The 20,516-nt window shown below is 37.4% G+C and carries 17 protein-coding genes; 13 read left to right on the forward strand and 4 right to left on the reverse strand.

All coding sequences use genetic code 11. From position 1 onward, the window contains the following. The first annotated feature begins 127 nt into the window (after positions 1 to 127). Positions 128 to 985 (forward strand): helix-turn-helix domain-containing protein, encoded by an 858-nt coding sequence (locus I6L50_RS05770; RefSeq protein ID WP_002016331.1) that lies wholly within the window; start codon positions 128 to 130, stop codon positions 983 to 985. An 89-nt stretch (positions 986 to 1,074) separates the two neighbouring features. Beyond that, entirely contained in the window at positions 1,075 to 1,221 is a 147-nt protein-coding gene (papR, locus tag I6L50_RS05775; RefSeq protein WP_002159754.1) for a quorum-sensing peptide PapR, read from the forward strand. Positions 1,222 to 1,237: 16 nt separating this feature from the next. Here the strand turns inward: papR and I6L50_RS05780 are convergent, their stop codons facing one another. The 3 genes from I6L50_RS05780 to cls form a co-directional block, all read right to left on the reverse strand. Next, on the reverse strand, positions 1,238 to 3,916 hold the full coding sequence (locus I6L50_RS05780; RefSeq protein WP_219300810.1) for a DUF4084 domain-containing protein: 2,679 nt from the start codon (positions 3,914 to 3,916) through the stop codon (positions 1,238 to 1,240). 126 nt (positions 3,917 to 4,042) lie between these two features. Further along, complete coding sequence (uvsE, locus tag I6L50_RS05785; RefSeq protein ID WP_107887149.1) at positions 4,043 to 4,996, reverse strand: UV DNA damage repair endonuclease UvsE; 954 nt, start codon at positions 4,994 to 4,996, stop codon at positions 4,043 to 4,045. A 33-nt stretch (positions 4,997 to 5,029) separates the two neighbouring features. After that, complete coding sequence (gene cls / locus I6L50_RS05790; protein ID WP_002034885.1) at positions 5,030 to 6,223, reverse strand: cardiolipin synthase; 1,194 nt, start codon at positions 6,221 to 6,223, stop codon at positions 5,030 to 5,032. Between the two features lie 378 nt (positions 6,224 to 6,601). On the opposite strand from cls, the gene I6L50_RS05795 reads away from it, so the two are divergent. The 8 genes from I6L50_RS05795 to pyrG all read left to right on the forward strand — a co-directional run bounded on the left by I6L50_RS05795 (position 6,602) and on the right by pyrG (position 16,527). Continuing rightward, on the forward strand, positions 6,602 to 8,713 hold the full coding sequence (locus tag I6L50_RS05795; RefSeq protein ID WP_219300812.1) for a (Fe-S)-binding protein: 2,112 nt from the start codon (positions 6,602 to 6,604) through the stop codon (positions 8,711 to 8,713). A 9-nt stretch (positions 8,714 to 8,722) separates the two neighbouring features. After that, a complete protein-coding gene (locus I6L50_RS05800) occupies positions 8,723 to 10,006 on the forward strand; it encodes an acetyl-CoA C-acetyltransferase (RefSeq protein ID WP_219300814.1) in 1,284 nt (427 codons plus the stop codon). A gap of 49 nt (positions 10,007 to 10,055) precedes the next feature. Beyond that, the gene (locus tag I6L50_RS05805) at positions 10,056 to 10,907 is read left to right on the forward strand and encodes a 3-hydroxybutyryl-CoA dehydrogenase (protein WP_219300816.1); all 852 of its coding nucleotides are present in this window, start codon (positions 10,056 to 10,058) and stop codon (positions 10,905 to 10,907) included. 72 nt (positions 10,908 to 10,979) lie between these two features. Then, entirely contained in the window at positions 10,980 to 12,110 is a 1,131-nt protein-coding gene (locus tag I6L50_RS05810; protein ID WP_113936183.1) for an acyl-CoA dehydrogenase, read from the forward strand. 22 nt (positions 12,111 to 12,132) lie between these two features. After that, complete coding sequence (gene acdA, locus I6L50_RS05815) at positions 12,133 to 13,272, forward strand: acyl-CoA dehydrogenase AcdA (RefSeq protein ID WP_002016320.1); 1,140 nt, start codon at positions 12,133 to 12,135, stop codon at positions 13,270 to 13,272. Between the two features lie 64 nt (positions 13,273 to 13,336). Further along, a complete protein-coding gene (locus I6L50_RS05820) occupies positions 13,337 to 13,966 on the forward strand; it encodes a TetR/AcrR family transcriptional regulator (protein WP_219300818.1) in 630 nt (209 codons plus the stop codon). A gap of 165 nt (positions 13,967 to 14,131) precedes the next feature. Next, a complete protein-coding gene (gene rpoE / locus I6L50_RS05825; RefSeq protein ID WP_002016316.1) occupies positions 14,132 to 14,662 on the forward strand; it encodes a DNA-directed RNA polymerase subunit delta in 531 nt (176 codons plus the stop codon). 257 nt (positions 14,663 to 14,919) lie between these two features. Then, positions 14,920 to 16,527, forward strand: a complete 1,608-nt coding sequence (gene pyrG, locus I6L50_RS05830) for a CTP synthase (RefSeq protein WP_002016314.1) — start codon at positions 14,920 to 14,922, stop codon at positions 16,525 to 16,527. A 31-nt stretch (positions 16,528 to 16,558) separates the two neighbouring features. Here the strand turns inward: pyrG and I6L50_RS05835 are convergent, their stop codons facing one another. Further along, a complete protein-coding gene (locus I6L50_RS05835; RefSeq protein WP_219300820.1) occupies positions 16,559 to 17,083 on the reverse strand; it encodes a DUF2529 domain-containing protein in 525 nt (174 codons plus the stop codon). Positions 17,084 to 17,285: 202 nt separating this feature from the next. Between I6L50_RS05835 and spo0F the strand changes: the two genes are divergently transcribed. The 3 genes from spo0F to murA all read left to right on the forward strand — a co-directional run bounded on the left by spo0F (position 17,286) and on the right by murA (position 20,360). After that, complete coding sequence (spo0F, locus tag I6L50_RS05840; RefSeq protein ID WP_000398592.1) at positions 17,286 to 17,654, forward strand: sporulation initiation phosphotransferase Spo0F; 369 nt, start codon at positions 17,286 to 17,288, stop codon at positions 17,652 to 17,654. 211 nt (positions 17,655 to 17,865) lie between these two features. Continuing rightward, positions 17,866 to 18,723, forward strand: a complete 858-nt coding sequence (locus I6L50_RS05845; RefSeq protein WP_002016312.1) for a class II fructose-bisphosphate aldolase — start codon at positions 17,866 to 17,868, stop codon at positions 18,721 to 18,723. A gap of 347 nt (positions 18,724 to 19,070) precedes the next feature. Then, positions 19,071 to 20,360, forward strand: coding sequence for a UDP-N-acetylglucosamine 1-carboxyvinyltransferase (murA, locus tag I6L50_RS05850; RefSeq protein ID WP_002034893.1), 1,290 nt, complete (start codon positions 19,071 to 19,073; stop codon positions 20,358 to 20,360). Positions 20,361 to 20,516: the final 156 nt, after the last annotated feature.

Raw genomic sequence — 20,516 nt, forward strand, 5'->3', positions numbered from 1 at the left:
TATGAAAAATTTGCCGAATTTTATATATATTATGCATTATTTCATATCAAAAATTGTCGAATTCACATTATTGTAGTGGTATGACAACTTAAAAAATTAGATTGTTATAATGGGATGGTGAGTAAGTATGCACGCAGAAAAATTAGGAAGCGAAATAAAGAAAATTAGGGTGATGAGAGGATTAACACAAAAACGGTTATCCGATAATATATGTCACCAATCGGAAGTGAGCCGAATTGAATCGGGCGCGGTATACCCAAGTATGGATATATTGCAAGGTATTGCGGCGAAATTACAAGTTCCCATTATTCATTTTTATGAGGTACTCATTTATTCTGATATTGAGAGGAATAAGCAGTTAAAAGATCAAATTATTATGCTTTGTAAGCAAAAGAAATATAAAGAAATTTATAATAGGGTATGGAATGAGTTGAAAAAGGAAGAATATCATCCCGAGCTTGAGCAATTTCTTCAATGGCAATACCATGTAGCTGCTTACATATTGAAAAAAATCGATTACGATTATTGTATTTTAGAATTAAAGAAATTGCTCAATCAACAATTGGTAGGAATAGATGTATATCAGAATCTTTATATTGAAAATGCAATTGCAAACATTTATGCTGAAAATGGCTATTTTAAGAAGAGTATTGAGTTATTTGAAAATATATTAAAACAATTAGAGGCATTGCATGATAATAAAGAGTTTGATGTGAAGGTGAGGCATAATCATGCAAAAGCATTATACTTAGATAATCAATATGAAGAAGCGCTTTGTCACGTAAATAAAGCCATTGAACTATCGTGCCAAATTAATAGTATGACATTGATTGGACAGTTATACTATCAAAAAGGTGAATGCCTAGAAAAGCTAGAGTGTGATAGAGCAGAAATTGAAGATGCTTATGAAAAAGCGTGCTTCTTTTTCGATATATTAGGAATCCATGCACTAAAAGAATCACTTATAAAAAAAATGAAGAAATAAAAAAGACCTAAAAAACAAATATGCATAATTGCATACGATATGGATAAATTTTCATGATATATTTAAAGAAAAAATGTGGGTGATGGAATATGAAAAAACTACTTATTGGTAGTCTATTAACGTTAGCGATGGCATGGGGTATTTCACTAGGAGATACAGCTTTAGAGAAAAGTCAAGTGATTTCTCATAATGATCAAGAGATACAATTAGCTTCAGATGTACCTTTTGAGTACTAAAAAACAACCGTCTTACTTAGACGGTTGTTTTTTTGTGGAGTAACATCCAAACATCTTTACTAGAAACAGGTTTGCTAAAGAGGAATCCTTGAATATGGTCACAGTTTTGTTCATGTAAAAACTTCCATTGTTCTTCTGTTTCTACACCTTCCGCAATAACCTCTAAATTTAATTCTTTTGATAGCGTAATAATGGAAGCGATAATCGCTTCTTCTAAAGGGCTATTTGTAATTCCACAAATAAATTCTCGAGCAATTTTTAATGTATTGATTGGATATTTCGTTAAATAAGCTAAAGAACTATAACCAGTTCCAAAGTCATCAATTGAAATTTGAATACCGAGATTTTGAAGTTCTTCTAGTTTAGCAACTACAGAATGATTTTGATTAATTGCGATACTTTCTGTAATCTCAATATCTAGCGCTTCCGGCTTTAGTTCTGTTTCTTCCAAGACTTTTGAAATAGTTGATATTAAATCTGCGTGATTAAATTGAACAACAGATAAATTTACACCAACCTTTAAGTGAGAAAATCCTTGGTTATGCCACTTCTTTGCTTCTAAGCAGGCGGTACGTAAAATCCAATTGCCAAGTTCAATAATAAATCCTGTTTCCTCTGCTAGAGGAATGAATTGGGCAGGCGATACAATTCCGAGTTTTGGATGTTTCCAGCGAATTAATGCCTCAAAACCGATAATTTGTTTTGTTTTTGTATTTACTTGTGGTTGATATTCAAGGAAAAATTCATTTTGTTGTAGAGCTTTTGAAAGTTCACCTTCTAGGAAGTGTATTTCATTTTGCGCAATACTCATTTCTTTTGAGAAGAAAATAAATCTGTTTTTCCCATTAGCCTTTGCTCGATACATAGCCATATCTGCATTTTTCATTAATTCTGTTACATCGGTTCCGTAGTCAGGGTACATCGCAATTCCGATACTCGGTGTAACAGAAAGTTCTTCACCTTTAATAAAGTAAGGCTTATTTAAAATAGTTAAAATTTGTTCAGCGATAAAAGAAGCACTTTTTTCAGAGTACATATCGGGTAATAGAATCGTAAATTCATCTCCGCCTTGGCGGGCAACGATATCTTTTGAACGTAAACATCCACGTAATCTTTTTGCTACTTCAATTAATAATAAATCTCCGACATCATGGCCGAGTCTATCATTAATTTTTTTAAATCGATCTAAGTCGAGGAACATAACCGCAACGTCATTAGTGTTGTTTTGAGCTAGATTTAAAATCGTTTTTAAATCTTTTTCGAATTTCCGTCGATTCGGTAGTCCTGTAAGTGCATCATGGAAAGCCATATGCTCTACTTGCTTTTGTTTTTCATATAAAGTTGTAATATCACGTGCTATACCAAACATCCCAACAACTTCTCTATTTATAAAAATAGGGATGAATGTAATGTGAAGGTGATAATAATATCCTTCTTTTTCTTTTGTACGAATTTCTAGAGTTTGTGGTCTACCTTCTTTTGTAATTTGTAAAGATTTCTTCAATAATTCATGATCTTGTGGATCAATGAAGTGTTGAAGAGAATAGCTTGTTACTTCACAATAATAGGCTGTAAATAAACTTTCACAAGCCTTATTAGATTGTTGGAAAATCCCATTCATATTTAAAGAAAAAACAGCATCAGGATGATCTTCGAATAAAGATTTATAACGTTGTTCACTTTTTGATAGGGCAGATACGCCTTCTTCAACTTCACCTTCTAGTTGTGTAGTCAACTGTTCATACGTATCGATTAATACTTGATTATCTTTCCACATGAAAAGTTGTCGTAGGAATAATAAGACTAGTGATAATACTAGACCGATTAGCATGAACTTATCATCCCAAGGCTGAATAACAGCAAAGGAAAAAGTAATGATTATACTAAAATAAGGTAATATAAAGCGTACATAATCGAATCGATAATATTTCGTTTTCGTTTCATGTTGCATTGGTTTATCCAAAATGTACAGTATGGACGATAAACCGATTAGTAAAATCGAAGCAGTATGTATTAAATAAGAGACTTCAGAAGAAGTTCCCATTCCCGCGTTTAATTGGAATAGATGTATATATCCGTACACAAGTATGATAGTAAAGCCAATAATTAATGAGATTCTACTAGAAGAATACCGTTCTCTTCTATATAGGCTAATCACGGCGTAAATTACTAATGATTGTGCAATAAAATACCCAATCAAAATCCACGCTTCCTTCGTTAACATACGAAAGCTTGAAATATCTAAAATAAAGGTTAAGGTAAAATAAATATTCATAATAACAATAAAGATGCTGTCGAATGAAAATTGAGCAAGGCCTCTAATAGAGTAATGTTTTATAAACTTTATAGCAAAGCCAGAAAAGAGCAAAATATATTGTATGATGAAAAAAGGCAATGCCTTATATGAGAATATGACTTGATCATATATAGAAAGTGAATGAAGAAATAAAGTTATCTCCATAGCTAATCCACATATACAAGTGCATAGTACTAGAACCCAAAATAGTTTGTCACCGTGCTTCATCTTCTTAATTGCTTTATATAGGCAATAGCAAGAAAAGAGTGTAGCAAAACAAAATAAGAAGAGAATGCCAATTTCTTTTATATTCAAGCTCTTAGGAATAAGGAATATCCAAAGAGAAAATATAATTATATACATCATGACAAATTGTACATATTTTTTTTGATTAATCATATAATGGCTCCGTTTCAATAAAGTTGAATCACAGGTGGAAAATGCTAATTTAAATAATAGCATATAAAACAGGAGCTTTTTTACTATAAGAAATACTTTTTGAAAAAAATAGCGCAACGTTACAATTTACCATTGTAACGTTGCGCCATTTTTTCTTTTTATCCCTCTTATAGAAGAGATTTCATCTATTAACTGAAGAAGTGCTAAATCCTTTTGTTTACTTTCAATCATAATATCGAAATCATGATCAATTTTTTTTGTAATGTGTAAAAAAGGTTTAATAAACTCTAAATCAATATAATTTGCGTGAGCTCTAAATTCTTTTTCGGATTTAGGAGAAGAAATATGAACTTTAGGAAGGACATTTGTATGTGACCAAGTTTTAAATATCATAGGAAGTAATTCTTCTAGCGGTTCATTACAAAGGTTCGCTATGTGATGATGATAATCGAACACGAAAGGTATTTTTTCTTTTTGACAAATAGCCAAAGTTTCAGAAGTTGTATACGTTTTATCGTCATTTTCAAGAGTCATTTGTCTTTTTATATGGTAAGGGAGTTTTTGTATGTTTTCATGAAAACGTTCGATTGCCTTCTCCTTATTTCCATACGCACCACCTACATGGATATTAATGTAGGAAGAATCTGCAATTCCCATAGCATTTAACACATTATAATGATAGGTCATATCTGTAATAGCATTAGTTGTAATATGTGGTTTGTCGCTTGTAAATAGTGTGAATTGGTTGGGATGAAAACTTACGCGTAAATTGTGTTCTTGAATTAATGCTCCTATTTTACGCCATAGTGGAGCAAATATTTGAATGTAATCAAATTCAACTTCAGGATGTGTTGCAAGCGGGACGATAGAAGATGATAAACGATATAATGGAATTTCGTGTGCAATATTGTAATGAAGGATGCGTATTGTATGTTCTAGATTTTGCAGTGTAACATTATATAATTTATCTTCGCGCTCTTGTTTTTTTAGCTTTTTCCAGCTTGTAAATGTCATTGTTTTGGCAGGCGAACAGTCCCATAATGCCGTAGCATGTGAGACATATCCAAATCGAATTATCATATGTGATGCACCTCCTTGGCCCTTGAAATTTCTCTATAAAAAGAACGCGAGTATCGTTCCTATCCATTCCTTTCCTCTATCGATAATGGAGAGAGGATTGACATCTTCGAAGGAAAGTAATAAGGAGCGTTCCAAGTCTTCCTCGAATTTACGTTTTACTTCTTGTATGAAATGTTTATCGTATAAAAGGCAATTGATTTCATGGTTAATATATATACTTCTCATATCGAAATTAGCAGTTCCGATATCACAAGTATGATCGTCTACTATAATAATTTTTGCGTGGAAAAATCCTTGCTGAAAAGCGTAAATATTACAACCAGCTTGTATTAACTTTCGGCAATATGGGAATTTTGCTTCTCGAACGAGAGCGTGATCAGCCTTTTGTGGAACGAGAATAGTTATTTGAACCCCACGTTTTCGCGCTTTTAATAATGCATTCATAATTTTTTTTCCAGGAATAAAATATGGTGTACCGATAAAGAGTTCTTTTTTCGCGCTTTCGATTAAATGTAAAAATGTATTTTGTAAATAGGCACCATCAGTAGGGATGAAACGATGTAGAATGGTCCCTGGTTGTTGCGTAGGAAAATAAAGAGATGAATCTAATAAATTTTGGTCTGTATCGTCGAGCCAATCATGTAAAAATTGTTTTTGTAAATCTTGTATCCCTTCTCCTGTAAGACGTAAATGATAATCTCGCCATAACCCTAACCTTTGATTATGCCCTAAATATTCCTCGCCAATGTTAAATCCACCAATATAACCAATTTTCCCGTCAATAACTGTAATTTTTCTATGGTTTCTTTGATTTGCAGAAAAGAAAGGAAAAGGAAATTTCACTTTATGACAAAATGAAAAAGAGACACCATGTTTTTGTAGGGAGTAAATCGCTTCTTTTGATAAATAATGACTTCCAAACCGGTCGAGTAAAAGTCTTACTTCAATTCCTTCTTGTGCTTTATCGATAAGTAACTTTAAAAACGTACGACTTATATCATCGTTTTTTACAATGAAAAATAAAACGTGCACATGGTGTTTAGCTTGTTTTATATCAGTAAAGAGAGCATCGTATAGATCATTTCCATATGTATAAAGGCGAAAATCACTTTGACGTAAAGGGAAAGAACGAGAACGTACACGCTTTAAATGAACAATTCTCCCATATGAAAGGTCGATTGTAATCCAGAGAGCGCTGCCTAATAACAAGAGAGATAAGAAAAACATAAGTAAATTCCCTCCTTCACGGTCTTTTCACCATCAATTTTTTACAAATCAAAATTTCACTGTATCCCGCTATTTGCGGGCAGTAAGACGCCCACCTAAAGCAAAGAAGTTGGTTGGGATTTGGGCTGCCCGTAAAAGCCCGATTGATGAGGGCTAATACTCAGTGGGGATGAATAGCCCTCCGCCGATTAAAGTTTCACTTTATAGTTTCACCGAAATAAACAGCTTTATTAAAAAATGTGTTGTTGTATAACAAAAAACTGTTGACTGAATGCTCACTCATTATATAATGGGAATAGGGGATATAATTCAGAAAATTATATATTTTCGAAGATTCTAAAAAAGAAAGAGAGCTTACAAAGAGAGGGGTAGCATAAAATGAATAGCTTACTAATCATTAATTGGCTGGCTGCCATTGCAGTTATTGCTTATGCGGGGTATTTGTTTGTATATCTTATACGAACAAGGATGGCCTACATACAATTAGGAAAAAAGATCGAATTTGACCGTCGTTTTAAAGAGCGTTGGGATCTTCTTAAGGTCAATGTTTTCGGTCAGAAAAAGCTGCTGAAAGATAAAAAGAGCGGCATCATTCACGTTATGTTCTTTTACGGATTTATTCTTGTCCAATTTGGAGCAATTGACTTCGTTTGGAAAGGACTTGCACCAGGATCGCATCTTCCACTTGGACCACTATACCCTGCATTTACATTCTTCCAGGAAATTGTCACACTCGTTATTTTAATTGCAGTCTTTTGGGCTTTTCATAGACGCTATGTTGAAAAGCTTGTTCGTTTGAAACGTAATTTCAAATCAGGTCTTGTTCTTATCTTTATTGGTGGCTTAATGATTTCTGTGCTACTTGGTAATGGGATGGGAATTATATGGCACGGCGAAGAGCTTTCGTGGAGTGAACCTATCGCTTCTGCAATCGCTTACGTTTTCTCAGGATTAAATGAAACCGTAGCCATTTCAGTGTTCTATTTCTCTTGGTGGGTGCATTTACTAATTTTGTTAACGTTTTTAGTTTATGTTCCACAATCAAAACATGCGCATTTAATTGCTGGACCAGTTAACGTATTTTTTGGTCGTCTTTCAAATCCAGGAAAACTTGAAAAAATCGATTTTGAAGATGAAACGCAAGAAACATTCGGTGTTGGTAAAATTGAAGACTTTAGACAAAATCAACTTATCGACTTATATTCCTGCGTCGAATGTGGTCGTTGTACAAATATGTGTCCGGCAACAGGAACAGGGAAAATGTTATCACCGATGGATTTAATTTTAAAACTTCGTGATCATTTAACTGATAAAGGAGCAGCGGTAACATCAAAAGCACCGTGGGTTCCAGTTGTTGCTTTTAATAATACACAAGGAAATCAGTTAGCGATGATGGCAGCTGGAAAAGGACAACAAGAATCAGCGGCTACAGCGCTAGCGTACGACCCAAGTTTAATCGGAGACGTTATTACAGAAGAAGAGATTTGGGCATGTACAACGTGTCGTAACTGTGAGGACCAGTGCCCAGTTATGAATGAGCATGTTGACAAAATTATTGATTTACGCCGCTATCTCGTTTTAACAGAAGGAAAAATGGACGCGGAAGCGCAACGTGCAATGACAAACATTGAGCGTCAAGGTAATCCGTGGGGACTGAACCGTAAAGAGCGTGAAACATGGCGCCAAGGTGACGATGAAGTAACAGTTCCAACTGTAAAGGAGAAATCAAAAGCTGGCGAAGAGTTTGAATACTTATTCTGGGTTGGATCAATGGGTTCGTATGACAATCGCAGTCAGAAGATTGCGATATCATTTGCGAAGCTAATGAACGAAGCAGGCATTTCATTCGCAATTCTTGGTAATAAGGAAAAGAACTCTGGTGATACACCGCGCCGCCTTGGAAATGAATTTGTATTCCAGGAAATGGCGACTAAAAATATTGAAGAATTTGAAAAAGCAGGAGTGAAGAAAATCGTTACGATTGACCCTCATGCTTATAACACTTTTAAAAATGAGTACCCGGACTTTGGCTTACAAGCAGAAGTCTATCATCATACAGAATTACTAGCCCAGTGGGTAAAGGAAGGTCGTTTAAAACCTGTCCATTCTATTGAAGAGACAGTTACGTACCATGATTCCTGTTACTTAGGAAGATACAACGAAGTATACGAAGCGCCGCGCGATATTCTAAAAGCAATTCCAGGTGTAAACCTTGTAGAAATGGCGCGTAACCGTGAAACGGGAATGTGCTGTGGTGCGGGTGGCGGCCTAATGTGGATGGAAGAAACGACAGGTTCTCGTATTAACGTTGCTCGTACAGAACAAGCGCTAGCTGTACAGCCGTCAATTATCGGTACAGGATGCCCGTATTGCTTAACGATGATTAGTGACGGTACGAAAGCGAAAGAAGTTGAAGAAACAGTTCAAACTTTGGACGTAACAGAGATTTTAGAACGCTCAGTTATCGGACAGAAGAAAGAAGCAATGTAGTTTGTAGGAATGCATTCAAATTTAGAAAGAGGTGCAATAATTGCACCTCTTCTAGGCGCAAGGATACCGAGCGAGCGCTCGGTGCTAAAAAAAGAAATGGGGGAAAGAAACATGAGTAAAACAGTTATTTTAAGTGCTGCAAGAACACCGGTTGGAAAATTTGGAGGAACTTTAAAAGACGTGAAAGCAACAGAACTTGGAGGAATCGCAATTAAGGCAGCGCTTGAAAGAGCGAATGTTTCCGCTAGTGATGTTGAAGAAGTTATATTCGGAACGGTTATCCAAGGAGGGCAAGGACAAATTCCATCACGCCAAGCAGCAAGAGCGGCCGGCATTCCTTGGGAAGTGCAGACAGAAACAATAAATAAAGTTTGTGCATCAGGGCTTCGCGCAGTTACGTTAGCAGATCAAATTATTCGTACTGGTGATCAATCACTGATTGTAGCTGGTGGAATGGAATCGATGAGTAACAGCCCTTACATTTTACGAGGGGCAAGATGGGGATACAGAATGGGTAACAACGAAGTTATCGATTTAAACGTTGCAGACGGTTTAACATGCGCATTTTCAGGTATACACATGGGTGTTTATGGCGGAGAAGTTGCGAAGGAAGATGGAATCTCTCGCGAAGCACAAGATGAATGGGCATATCGTAGCCATCAACGTGCGGTTTCGGCACATAAAGAAGGGCGTTTTGAAGAGGAGATTGTACCAGTAACAATTCAGCAAAGAAAAGGCGATCCTATCGTCGTGGCTAAGGATGAGGCACCACGCGCGGATACAACGATTGAAAAATTAGCGAAATTAAAGCCTGTATTTGATAAGACGTCAGCGGTGACAGCAGGTAATGCTCCGGGACTAAATGATGGCGGTGCTGCACTTGTATTAATGAGCGAGGACAGAGCGAAGCAAGAAGGAAGAAAACCATTAGCGACAATTTTGGCGCATACGGCGATTGCGGTAGAATCGAAGGATTTCCCAAGAACACCAGGTTATGCAATTAATGAATTGCTGAAAAAGACAGGTAAGACAATTGAAGAAATCGATTTATTTGAGATTAATGAAGCTTTTGCAGCGGTAGCAATTGCAAGTACAGAAATCGCAGGGATCGATCCGGAAAAATTGAATGTAAATGGCGGTGCTGTAGCAATGGGGCATCCAATTGGAGCGAGCGGAGCACGTATTATCGTTACACTTATCCATGCACTGAAGCAGCGCGGCGGCGGAATTGGAATTGCTTCTATTTGTAGCGGTGGCGGTCAAGGTGATGCAGTGATGATTGAAGTTCACTAATTAAGATTAGAAGATATATAGTTTATTAACAATTAAGGGGGAAGAAAAAATGAGTGTACAAAAGATTGTTGTAATTGGTGCAGGGCAAATGGGTTCAGGTATCGCACAAGTGTGTGCAATGGCAGGCTATGATGTGAAAGTGCAAGATTTAAAGCAAGAGCAATTAGATAGAGGGCTAGCTGTTATTTCGAAAAATTTAGCCCGCCAAGTAGAAAAAGGCCGTATGAAGGAAGAAGAGAAAGATGCGACTTTAAAGCGTCTTACATGGACGCTCGATTTAAATAGTGTCAAAGAAGCTGATCTTATTATTGAAGCAGCTGTTGAAAAAATGGATATTAAAAAGAAAATTTTTGCGAATTTAGATGAAATCGCTCCAGAACACGCAATTTTAGCGACGAATACGTCATCGTTACCAATTACGGAAATTGCAGCGGTAACGAAACGTCCTGAGAAAGTAATCGGCATGCACTTTATGAATCCGGTTCCAGTTATGAAACTCGTTGAAATTATTCGTGGTTTAGCTACAGATGATGCAGTGTACGAAACGATTGAGGATATTACGAAAAAAATCGGGAAAGTGCCAGTTGAAGTAAATGATTTCCCAGGGTTTGTATCGAACCGTATTTTATTACCGATGATTAACGAAGCGATTTATACGTTATACGAAGGAGTAGCGACGAAAGAAGCGATTGATGACGTAATGAAGCTCGGTATGAACCATCCGATGGGACCACTTACGTTAGCTGACTTTATCGGTTTAGATACGTGTTTATACATTATGGAAGTGTTGCATGAAGGATTAGGAGATAGTAAATACCGCCCATGTCCATTATTACGTAAGTATGTGAATGCAGGATGGTTGGGACGTAAAACGGGTCGTGGTTTCTACGTTTACGAATAAAGGCCTCCCTTTATTGAAGTAGTGGTCTTACCAGATTGTTAAAAAGATATATAGCAAACGGAGGCGAAGTACATGAATTTTCATTTTACTGAAGAGCAACAAATGATGAGGAAAATGGTTCGAGATTTTGCACAGAAGGAAATAGCTCCCTTTGTTCCTAGTATGGAACAAGGGGTGTTCCCGAAAGAGATTTTACAAAAGATGGGTGAGCTTGGACTAATGGGTATTCCAGCGCCTGCAAAATATGGCGGGGCAGAAATGGATTTTATTTCTTACATTCTAGCAATTGAGGAAATTTCAAAGGTAAGTGCAACGGTTGGTGTAATTTTAGCTGTACATACGTCAGTTGGAATGAATCCGATTTTATACTTTGGAACAGAAGAACAGAAGCAGAAATATGTTTCTAAATTGGCGACTGGTGAGTATTTAGGCGCATTTGCTCTAACAGAACCGAATGCAGGATCAGATGCAGGTAGTTTGAAATCAAGAGCTGTAAAGAAGGGCGATCACTACATCATTAATGGATCGAAAGTCTTTATTACAAATGGTGGTGAAGCAAGTACATATATCGTCTTCGCGTCTACAAATCCAGAGGCGGGGAAAAGTGGTATTTCAGCATTTATAGTAGAGAAAGATACACCAGGCTTAATCATTGGAAAAGATGAGCATAAGATGGGTCTTCTTGGTTCTCGTACAGTGCAACTTACGTTTGAAGATATGAAAGTGCCGGCCGAGAATTTACTTGGTGAAGAAGGACAAGGATTTAAGGTGGCAATGGCGAATTTAGATGTTGGGCGAATTGGAATCGGAGCGCAAGCATTAGGAATCGCGGAAGCGGCGCTTGCATGTGCGATTGATTATGCGAAAGAGCGTGAGCAATTCGGAAAGCCAATTGCGGCGCAGCAAGGACTCGGATTCAAACTTGCAGATATGGCAACAAGTGTAGAAGCATCGCGATTACTTGTATACAGAGCAGCATCGCTAAGAGCACAAGGATTACCATGCGGTAAAGAGGCTTCTATTGCGAAATTATTTGCTTCTAAGACGGCTGTTGAAGTTGCGATTGAAGCGGTGCAAGTATTTGGTGGTTATGGTTATACGAAAGATTATCCAGTCGAAAGATTTTTCCGTGATGCGAAGATCACGCAAATATATGAAGGAACGAGCGAAATACAAAAGCTTGTAATTAGTCGAGCTTTATAAAAAGGCAGAGGGGGAGATGGGAATGCATTTTAAATTATCAGAAGAACATGAAATGATAAGAAAAATGGTTCGGGATTTTGCAAGGAATGAAGTAGCACCGACAGCAGCTGAACGTGATGAGGAAGAAAGGTTTGATCGCGCTTTATTTGATCAAATGGCAGAGCTTGGTTTAACCGGTATTCCGTGGCCTGAAGAATACGGCGGAATTGGAAGCGATTACTTGGCGTATGTAATTGCCGTTGAAGAATTATCCCGCGTTTGTGCTTCTACAGGTGTAACGTTGTCTGCACATACTTCACTTGCTGGATGGCCAATTTTTAAATTTGGAACGGAAGAGCAAAAACAAAAGTTTTTGCGCCCAATGGCTGAAGGGAAGAAAATTGGTGCATATGGCTTAACAGAACCAAGCTCTGGATCAGATGCTGGTGGAATGAGGACGACTGCAAAACGAGATGGAGACCATTACATTTTAAATGGTTCGAAAATCTTTATTACAAATGGCGGTATTGCTGATATTTATGTTGTTTTTGCATTAACAGATCCTGATTCGAAGCAGCGCGGCACGAGTGCATTTATTGTGGAGAGTGATACGCTAGGATTTTCGGTTGGGAAGAAGGAAAGTAAGCTAGGGATTCGTTCTTCGCCAACAACTGAAATTATATTTGAAGACTGCCGTATTCCTGTAGAGAATTTACTAGGGGAAGAGGGCCAAGGATTTAAAGTTGCGATGCAGACATTAGATGGCGGCCGTAATGGTATTGCGGCACAAGCAGTCGGTATTGCACAATCCGCTTTAGATGCTTCTGTAGAATATGCAAGAGAACGTCATCAGTTTGGGAAGCCAATTGCAGCGCAACAAGGAATTGGCTTTAAACTTGCGGATATGGCAACGGATGTAGAGGCAGCGCGTCTTTTAACATATCAAGCGGCTTGGCTTGAATCTGAAGGGCTTCCGTATGGGAAAGAGTCAGCGATGTCAAAAGTATTTGCAGGTGATACAGCGATGAAGGTAACGACTGAAGCGGTACAAGTATTTGGTGGTTATGGTTATACGAAAGATTATCCAGTAGAGCGTTATATGCGCGATGCAAAGATTACACAAATATATGAGGGAACACAAGAGATTCAAAGGCTTGTAATTTCTCGTATGTTAACGAAGTAGGAACGAAAGCGTAGGTATTTTCCTACGCTTTTTACTTCCAAAAATAATAGAGAGAGGTGAAGGGATGGTTAAACATAATGTACATGCGTCAGTGAAAGATGAAAAATTAGTTGCGTTAAGACGTGAACAAATGATTAAAGGTGCGGTGCAGCTGTTTAAGCAAAAAGGATTCCCACGTACAACAACGAGAGAAATTGCGAAAGCGGCTGGATTTAGTATCGGAACACTTTATGAGTATATTCGCACAAAAGATGATGTATTATATTTAGTTTGTGATAGTATTTATGAACATGTAAAAGAGCGGTTAGAGGAAGTAGTGTGTACAGAGAAGGGAAGTATGGAAAGCTTAAAGATAGCGATAATGAATTATTTTAAAGTGATGGATGAATTGCAAGAAGAAGTATTAATTATGTATCAAGAGGTACGTTTTTTACCGAAAGAATCACTCCCATATGTATTAGAAAAAGAGTTTCAAATGGTCGGGATGTTTGAGGATATTTTAGAGCAGTGTACGGAAAATGGGACATTTACACTAAATAAAAAGGAAATACAGCTTCTTGCACATAATATTTTCATACAAGGACAAATGTGGGGATTTAGACGTTGGGCCCTGCAAAAACTGTATACTCTCGAAGAATATACAGAAATGCAAATTAGGTATGTACTGCAAGGAGCACATATGTCTCCGAAATAAAGAATGGACAAATTATAATTTTATTGCCCGTAAATAGCGGGATAAAAGTTTCCCGTTTTTTTTGTAGCATATTTGTGCGACTTTTGTTTATAATGAATAGTATGGATTTTTTTAAGCAGACCGTTATATATAAGCTTATATTTGAAGAAAGGAAGTGCCGCATAAGTGGGTTTTAAGCAATATTCACCAGAAGAGCTAAAAGAATGTTCAATGATTGAAGTTGTACATAGTGTTTTAGGGAATAAAAGACAAGCAACGACATTCAACGAGTTGGTTCAAGAAATCGCTCAAGTGCTGGGACTATCTCAAGGGCAAGTTAATACGAAACTCGCACAATTTTATACAGATTTAAACATCGATGGACGTTTCATTAATTTAGGAGAAAATCGTTGGGGGCTACGTAGCTGGTACCCATATGAGCAAATTGATGAAGAAATTCTGCCTCAGCCAAAACCGAAGAAGAAACGCAAAGTTGAAGAAGACGGTTTTGACGACTACATTGAAGAAGATGATGTAGAAGAAGAAGAAGCAGAAGAAGTAGAAGAAGATGTAGTAGATTTGGACAAAGTTCTTGAAGACGAAGACGCAGACGATGAAGATGATGATCTTGATGATTTAGAAGAAGATAATGAAGACTTCGCAGAAGAAGAACTTGAGTATGATGAAACTGAAGAAGAAGAAGAGGAAGAGCGGTAGTTCTTGACTTTTCATTATCGTCCATGTAGAATCATTTTTGGGCTCTTTAAAAAAAGACGATAATACTTTTAAAGTGTAAATATAAAAGAAAATTGCTCCCTACTTATTACTTTATGTGATGAGGGGAGCAATTTTCTTTTTTGTTTTTTGTTTAGAAAATAAAAAGAGCCTAACAATAAGATAGATACAGTGTTATCTACATACGTTGCGCTTTGCAACGGTGATTATATAACAACGAAGTAGAAGGGAGTATTTTCATGACTAAGTATATTTTTGTAACAGGCGGTGTAGTATCGTCTTTAGGTAAAGGTATTACAGCAGCATCTCTTGGAAGACTTTTAAAGAATCGTGGTTTAAACGTAACTATTCAAAAGTTTGATCCATACATTAACGTAGACCCAGGGACTATGAGCCCCTACCAACACGGTGAGGTATTCGTAACAGATGATGGTGCAGAAACGGACTTAGACCTAGGTCACTATGAGCGTTTTATCGACATCAACTTAAACAAATACAGCAACGTAACAACAGGTAAAATTTACTCTTCAGTTCTTCAAAAAGAGCGTCGTGGTGAATATTTAGGAGGAACAGTTCAAGTTATTCCTCACATTACTAACGAAATTAAAGAACGTGTATATCGTTCTGGTCGCGAAACAAATGCCGACGTTGTTATTACAGAAATCGGTGGAACTGTTGGTGATATCGAGTCTCTACCATTCTTAGAAGCAATTCGTCAAATTAAGAGCGACATCGGTCGTGACAATGTAATGTACATTCACTGTACGTTAATCCCGTACTTAAAAGCAGCGGGTGAAATGAAAACAAAACCAACGCAACATAGCGTTAAAGAGCTTCGCAGCTTAGGTATTCAACCAAATATTATCGTTGTTCGTACAGAACTACCTGTTTCTCAGGACATGAAAGACAAGCTTGCATTATTCTGTGACATCGATACAAAAGCAGTTATCGAAGCACGCGATGCAGATACTTTATATGCGGTTCCATTATCTCTTCAAGAACAAAACATGGACCAAATCGTTTGTGATCACTTGAAGTTAGACAATCCAGCTGCAGATATGACAGATTGGACTGCGCTAGTTAATAAAGTACGTAACCTTTCTAAGAAAACAAAAATCGCTCTTGTTGGTAAATACGTAGAGCTTCAAGATGCATACATTTCTGTTGTAGAAGCGCTTCGTCATGCAGGTTATTCATTCGACACAGATGTAGAAGTGAAATGGGTAAATGCTGAGCACGTAACAGCAGAGAACGTAAAAGAATTAGTTGGCGACACAGATGGTATCCTTGTACCAGGTGGCTTCGGCGATCGTGGTGTAGAAGGTAAAATCGTTGCAATTCAATATGCTCGTGAAAACAAAGTTCCATTCTTAGGAATTTGCCTAGGTATGCAACTTGCATCAATCGAATTTGCACGTAACGTATTAGGATTAGAAGGAGCTAACTCTTCTGAAATTAATCCTGACACACCTTATGCAATTATCGATTTATTACCAGAACAAAAAGATGTAGAAGATTTAGGTGGTACACTTCGTCTTGGTCTATATCCATGTAAGCTTGCTGAAGAAACAAATGCTTACAATGCTTACAATGAGCCGGTTGTATATGAGCGTCATCGTCATCGTTATGAGTTCAACAATCAATTCCGTCCAGATATGGAAAAAGCAGGATTTGTATTCTCTGGTACAAGCCCAGACGGTCGTCTAGTGGAAATTATTGAATTACAAGATCACCCTTGGTTCGTGGCAGCACAGTTCCATCCAGAACTTGTATCTCGTCCAAACCGTCCACAACCATTGTTCCATGACTTCGTAAGTGCTTCTATTACGAATAAAGAGAGCAAGTAATAAAAAAAGCGCCTGAAATAGGGCGCTTTTTTTAATATTCGTTTAACATTTCATCAATTGTAAATTTCAATCCGTGATAAGCAAATAAAGCTATAATTAAACTTGGGAACCCATAGCGGTTACCTTCATCATCTGGAATAAGACCTTTTAACAGCTTTGTATCAATATGTACATCTGTATATTGTTCCAGTGATTCAACACCTTCTTGAATAGCCGAGATTCCAACGATAGATTGGCCTTCTTCATGAAGTTTTTTCGCGGTTTTTATAATTTCTTCATCTGTCGAAAAACGACTAATAAGAAGTACGCGGTCCGCAGAAGTCACTGCCGCCGGTTCACCGTTTTCTATTAAACGTTTTGCTTGTTTCATTGGTTCGGCGCCAAATAATGCTTCTGAAACAATACCTTCCATTTCGTTTGTACCATGCAAGTAAATGAAGCCGTCGCCAACTAACGCCTGGGCAAGTAGACGAGCGCTATCTTCTATATTCAATTCCTCTTTTTGAGAAATTCGAGAGAAATATCCACTTAATTGAGTCGAGAAAATTTTTAACATGTTGTTGCTCCTTTCTTTCGTGTTAGCTGGTTCTCATTATAGCTTATTTTTTTTGGAAAGGGGAAATAGTAGGGTGGCATAACAAAATAGGAAACGGTAAAATAAGAAAGAATAGGAAGGGATTTGGCAAAGAGTAGCGAAAATAAACCGATAAGATATAAGAAGCTTTAAATCTTGTACTTACACAGAAAGGTTGGGAGTTATGGAAGGGAAAATTTTAATCGTTGATGATCAATATGGCATTCGTGTTTTATTGCATGAAGTGTTCCAAAAAGAAGGTTATCAGACGTTCCAAGCAGCGAATGGATTTCAAGCTTTAGATATCGTGAAAAAAGATAATCCGGATTTAGTAGTGTTAGATATGAAAATCCCAGGTATGGATGGTATAGAGATTTTAAAACATGTAAAAGAAATTGATGAGAGTATTAAAGTGATTTTAATGACTGCTTATGGAGAATTGGATATGATTCAAGAAGCGAAAGATTTAGGAGCTTTAATGCACTTTGCTAAACCGTTTGATATTGATGAGATTCGTCAAGCAGTGAGAGATCAGCTTGCTGTTGAGGCGTAAAAAATGAATTTTTTATAAAAAATATGGAAAAAAGCGTTTACATGGACTATTGAGCAGGTGAATACAGTTGAGTTTTTGAGTACAAGTTGTTATCCTATTGAGTGTAGAAAGAAGTCCGGTATGTAAATATACATATTTTACCTTATTCTGGTCATACTACCAGCGATAAGAATTTATCGGATACAAAAAACGTTTTTTAGGAGGATTCACCATGCCTTTAGTTTCTATGAAAGAAATGCTAAACACAGCACTAGAAGGAAAATACGCAGTTGGTCAATTCAACATGAACAACTTAGAGTGGACTCAAGCTATCTTAGCTGCTGCGGAAGAAGAAAAATCTCCTGTAATCTTAGGTGTATCTGAGGGTGCAGCTCGTCATATGACTGGTTTCAAAACAGTTGTAGCTATGGTTAAAGCTTTAATCGAAGAAATGAACATTTCTGTTCCTGTAGCGATTCACCTTGACCATGGTTCAAGCTTCGAAAAATGTAAAGAAGCAATTGATGCAGGTTTCACATCTGTAATGATCGACGCTTCTCACCACCCATTCGATGAAAACGTTGAAACTACTAAAAAAGTGGTAGAATACGCACACGCTCGTAACGTATCTGTTGAAGCTGAGCTTGGAACAGTTGGCGGACAAGAAGACGACATCATCGCTGAAGGCGTAATTTACGCTGATCCAGCAGAGTGTAAGCACCTTGTTGAAGCAACAGGTATCGATTGCCTAGCTCCAGCTTTAGGTTCTGTACACGGTCCTTACAAAGGTGAGCCTAACTTAGGATTCGCTGAAATGGAACAAGTTCGTGACTTCACTGGCGTACCTTTAGTATTACACGGTGGTACTGGTATCCCAACTGCTGATATCGTAAAAGCTATTTCTTTAGGTACTTCAAAAATTAACGTAAACACTGAGAACCAAATTGAGTTTACAAAAGCTGTTCGTGAAGCATTAAACAAAGACCAAGAAGTTTACGATCCTCGTAAATATATTGGACCTGGCCGCGACGCTATCAAAGCAACTGTTGCTGGTAAAATGCGTGAGTTCGGTTCTAACGGTAAAGCGTAAGAATAAAATTCCGTTTTGGAAACCGTCTAGTCTTTTAGACGGTTTCCTTTCGTTGTATAATGAAAGCGCGAACAAGTCTAAAGATTTTATAAAGTGAATTTTTGGTTTGCGAATATAGAAAATAATGTGCATAGTCCTATTAATAAATGTGGTAAGTATCTGAATTGAGTAATTTGATTCGATGAATAGTTAATCTTCATCTATTTGTATAGCAGGGGAGCTACAGGTGATGGTTTTCTACTTATTGAGTTTCAGGATGGAAAGAGTGATTGAGATTCTTAAGGGGGAATCTTCTACTTCTTATAAAGAAGTAGAAGATAAATACATTCACAAGAAGGGAGCTCAATATGGAAAAGTTGCTAATTGAAGGCGGAAGAGCTTTAAATGGAACGATTCGTGTGAGTGGTGCAAAGAACAGTGCTGTTGCACTAATTCCAGCGACAATTTTAGCAGATACTCCAGTAACTATTGGCGGTGTTCCTAATATTTCGGACGTGAAAATGTTAGGAGACTTACTAGAGGAAATTGGAGGGAAAGTAACTTATGGGCAGGAAGAAGAGATGGTAGTCGATCCTTCTAACATGGTTGCGATGCCTTTACCAAATGGAAAAGTGAAAAAATTGCGCGCCTCTTATTATTTAATGGGTGCAATGCTTGGCCGTTTTAAAAAAGCTGTTATTGGGCTTCCAGGTGGATGTCATTTAGGGCCACGACCGATTGATCAGCATATTAAAGGGTTTGAAGCGTTAGGGGCATATGTTACAAATGAACAAGGTGCCATTTATTTAAGAGCAGACGAACTACGTGGGGCACGTATTTATTTAGATGTTGTTAGTGTAGGAGCTACGATTAATATTATGCTAGCGGCTGTACGAGCGAAAGGTAGAACTGTTATTGAAAATGCAGCGAAAGAACCAGAGATTATTGATGTAGCTACATTGTTAACGAGTATGGGAGCACGTATTAAAGGTGCTGGTACAGACGTAATCCGAATTGATGGTGTGGATTCACTGCACGGTTGTCACCACACTATTATTCCAGACCGTATTGAAGCTGGTACGTATATGATTTTAGGAGCAGCATCAGGAGGAGAAGTAACAGTTGATAATGTTATTCCTCAGCATTTAGAATCCGTTACGGCGAAGCTAAGAGAAGCTGGTGTTCAAATTGAAACGAACGATGACCAAATTACAGTGAACGGCAATAGAAGGTTAAAAGTAGTTGATGTAAAAACGCTTGTATATCCAGGGTTTCCAACAGATTTACAACAGCCGTTTACAACGCTTTTAACAAAAGCGCATGGAACAGGAGTTGTAACTGATACAATTTACAGCGCACGTTTCAAGCATATTGATGAATTACGCCGTATGAACGCGCAAATTAAAGTAGAAGGCCGTTCAGCAATTGTGACTGGACCTGTTTTATTGCAAGGTGCGAAGGTGAAAGCGAGTGACCTACGAGCTGGTGCATCCCTTGTTATTGCGGGTTTAATGGCAGATGGCATTACAGAAGTAACGGGACTTGATCATATTGATCGAGGTTACGAAAATATAGTAGACAAGCTTAAAGGGCTTGGTGCAAACATTTGGCGAGAACAAATGACAAAGCAAGAAATTGAAGAAATGAAGAATGCATAAAGTGAAACTTTAATCAGTATGGGGTATCCCACGCTGATTATTAACCCTCACCAATCGGGATAAGGTGGTGATACTTCCGTTAATGGGGAGCGAAGAATCACTACTAACGGAAGTACACTTTATAGAAAAATAAGGTTCACAAAATACGGCAGAAAT

Source organism: Bacillus sp. FDAARGOS_1420 (assembly GCF_019344915.1).
Taxonomy (GTDB): Bacteria; Bacillota; Bacilli; order Bacillales; family Bacillaceae_G; genus Bacillus_A; species Bacillus_A mycoides.

What these genes read in the sequence shown, in the direction of transcription:
- I6L50_RS05770 (WP_002016331.1), top strand. Translation starts at nt 128, where the DNA reads ATGCACGCAGAAAAATTAGGAAGCGAAATAAAGAAAATTAGGGTGATG.
- papR (WP_002159754.1), top strand. Translation starts at nt 1,075, where the DNA reads ATGAAAAAACTACTTATTGGTAGTCTATTAACGTTAGCGATGGCATGG.
- I6L50_RS05780 (WP_219300810.1), bottom strand. Translation starts at nt 3,916, where the DNA reads ATGATTAATCAAAAAAAATATGTACAATTTGTCATGATGTATATAATT.
- uvsE (WP_107887149.1), bottom strand. Translation starts at nt 4,996, where the DNA reads ATGATAATTCGATTTGGATATGTCTCACATGCTACGGCATTATGGGAC.
- cls (WP_002034885.1), bottom strand. Translation starts at nt 6,223, where the DNA reads ATGTTTTTCTTATCTCTCTTGTTATTAGGCAGCGCTCTCTGGATTACA.
- I6L50_RS05795 (WP_219300812.1), top strand. Translation starts at nt 6,602, where the DNA reads ATGAATAGCTTACTAATCATTAATTGGCTGGCTGCCATTGCAGTTATT.
- I6L50_RS05800 (WP_219300814.1), top strand. Translation starts at nt 8,723, where the DNA reads ATGCATTCAAATTTAGAAAGAGGTGCAATAATTGCACCTCTTCTAGGC.
- I6L50_RS05805 (WP_219300816.1), top strand. Translation starts at nt 10,056, where the DNA reads ATGAGTGTACAAAAGATTGTTGTAATTGGTGCAGGGCAAATGGGTTCA.
- I6L50_RS05810 (WP_113936183.1), top strand. Translation starts at nt 10,980, where the DNA reads ATGAATTTTCATTTTACTGAAGAGCAACAAATGATGAGGAAAATGGTT.
- acdA (WP_002016320.1), top strand. Translation starts at nt 12,133, where the DNA reads ATGCATTTTAAATTATCAGAAGAACATGAAATGATAAGAAAAATGGTT.
- I6L50_RS05820 (WP_219300818.1), top strand. Translation starts at nt 13,337, where the DNA reads ATGGTTAAACATAATGTACATGCGTCAGTGAAAGATGAAAAATTAGTT.
- pyrG (WP_002016314.1), top strand. Translation starts at nt 14,920, where the DNA reads ATGACTAAGTATATTTTTGTAACAGGCGGTGTAGTATCGTCTTTAGGT.
- I6L50_RS05835 (WP_219300820.1), bottom strand. Translation starts at nt 17,083, where the DNA reads ATGTTAAAAATTTTCTCGACTCAATTAAGTGGATATTTCTCTCGAATT.
- spo0F (WP_000398592.1), top strand. Translation starts at nt 17,286, where the DNA reads ATGGAAGGGAAAATTTTAATCGTTGATGATCAATATGGCATTCGTGTT.
- I6L50_RS05845 (WP_002016312.1), top strand. Translation starts at nt 17,866, where the DNA reads ATGCCTTTAGTTTCTATGAAAGAAATGCTAAACACAGCACTAGAAGGA.
- murA (WP_002034893.1), top strand. Translation starts at nt 19,071, where the DNA reads ATGGAAAAGTTGCTAATTGAAGGCGGAAGAGCTTTAAATGGAACGATT.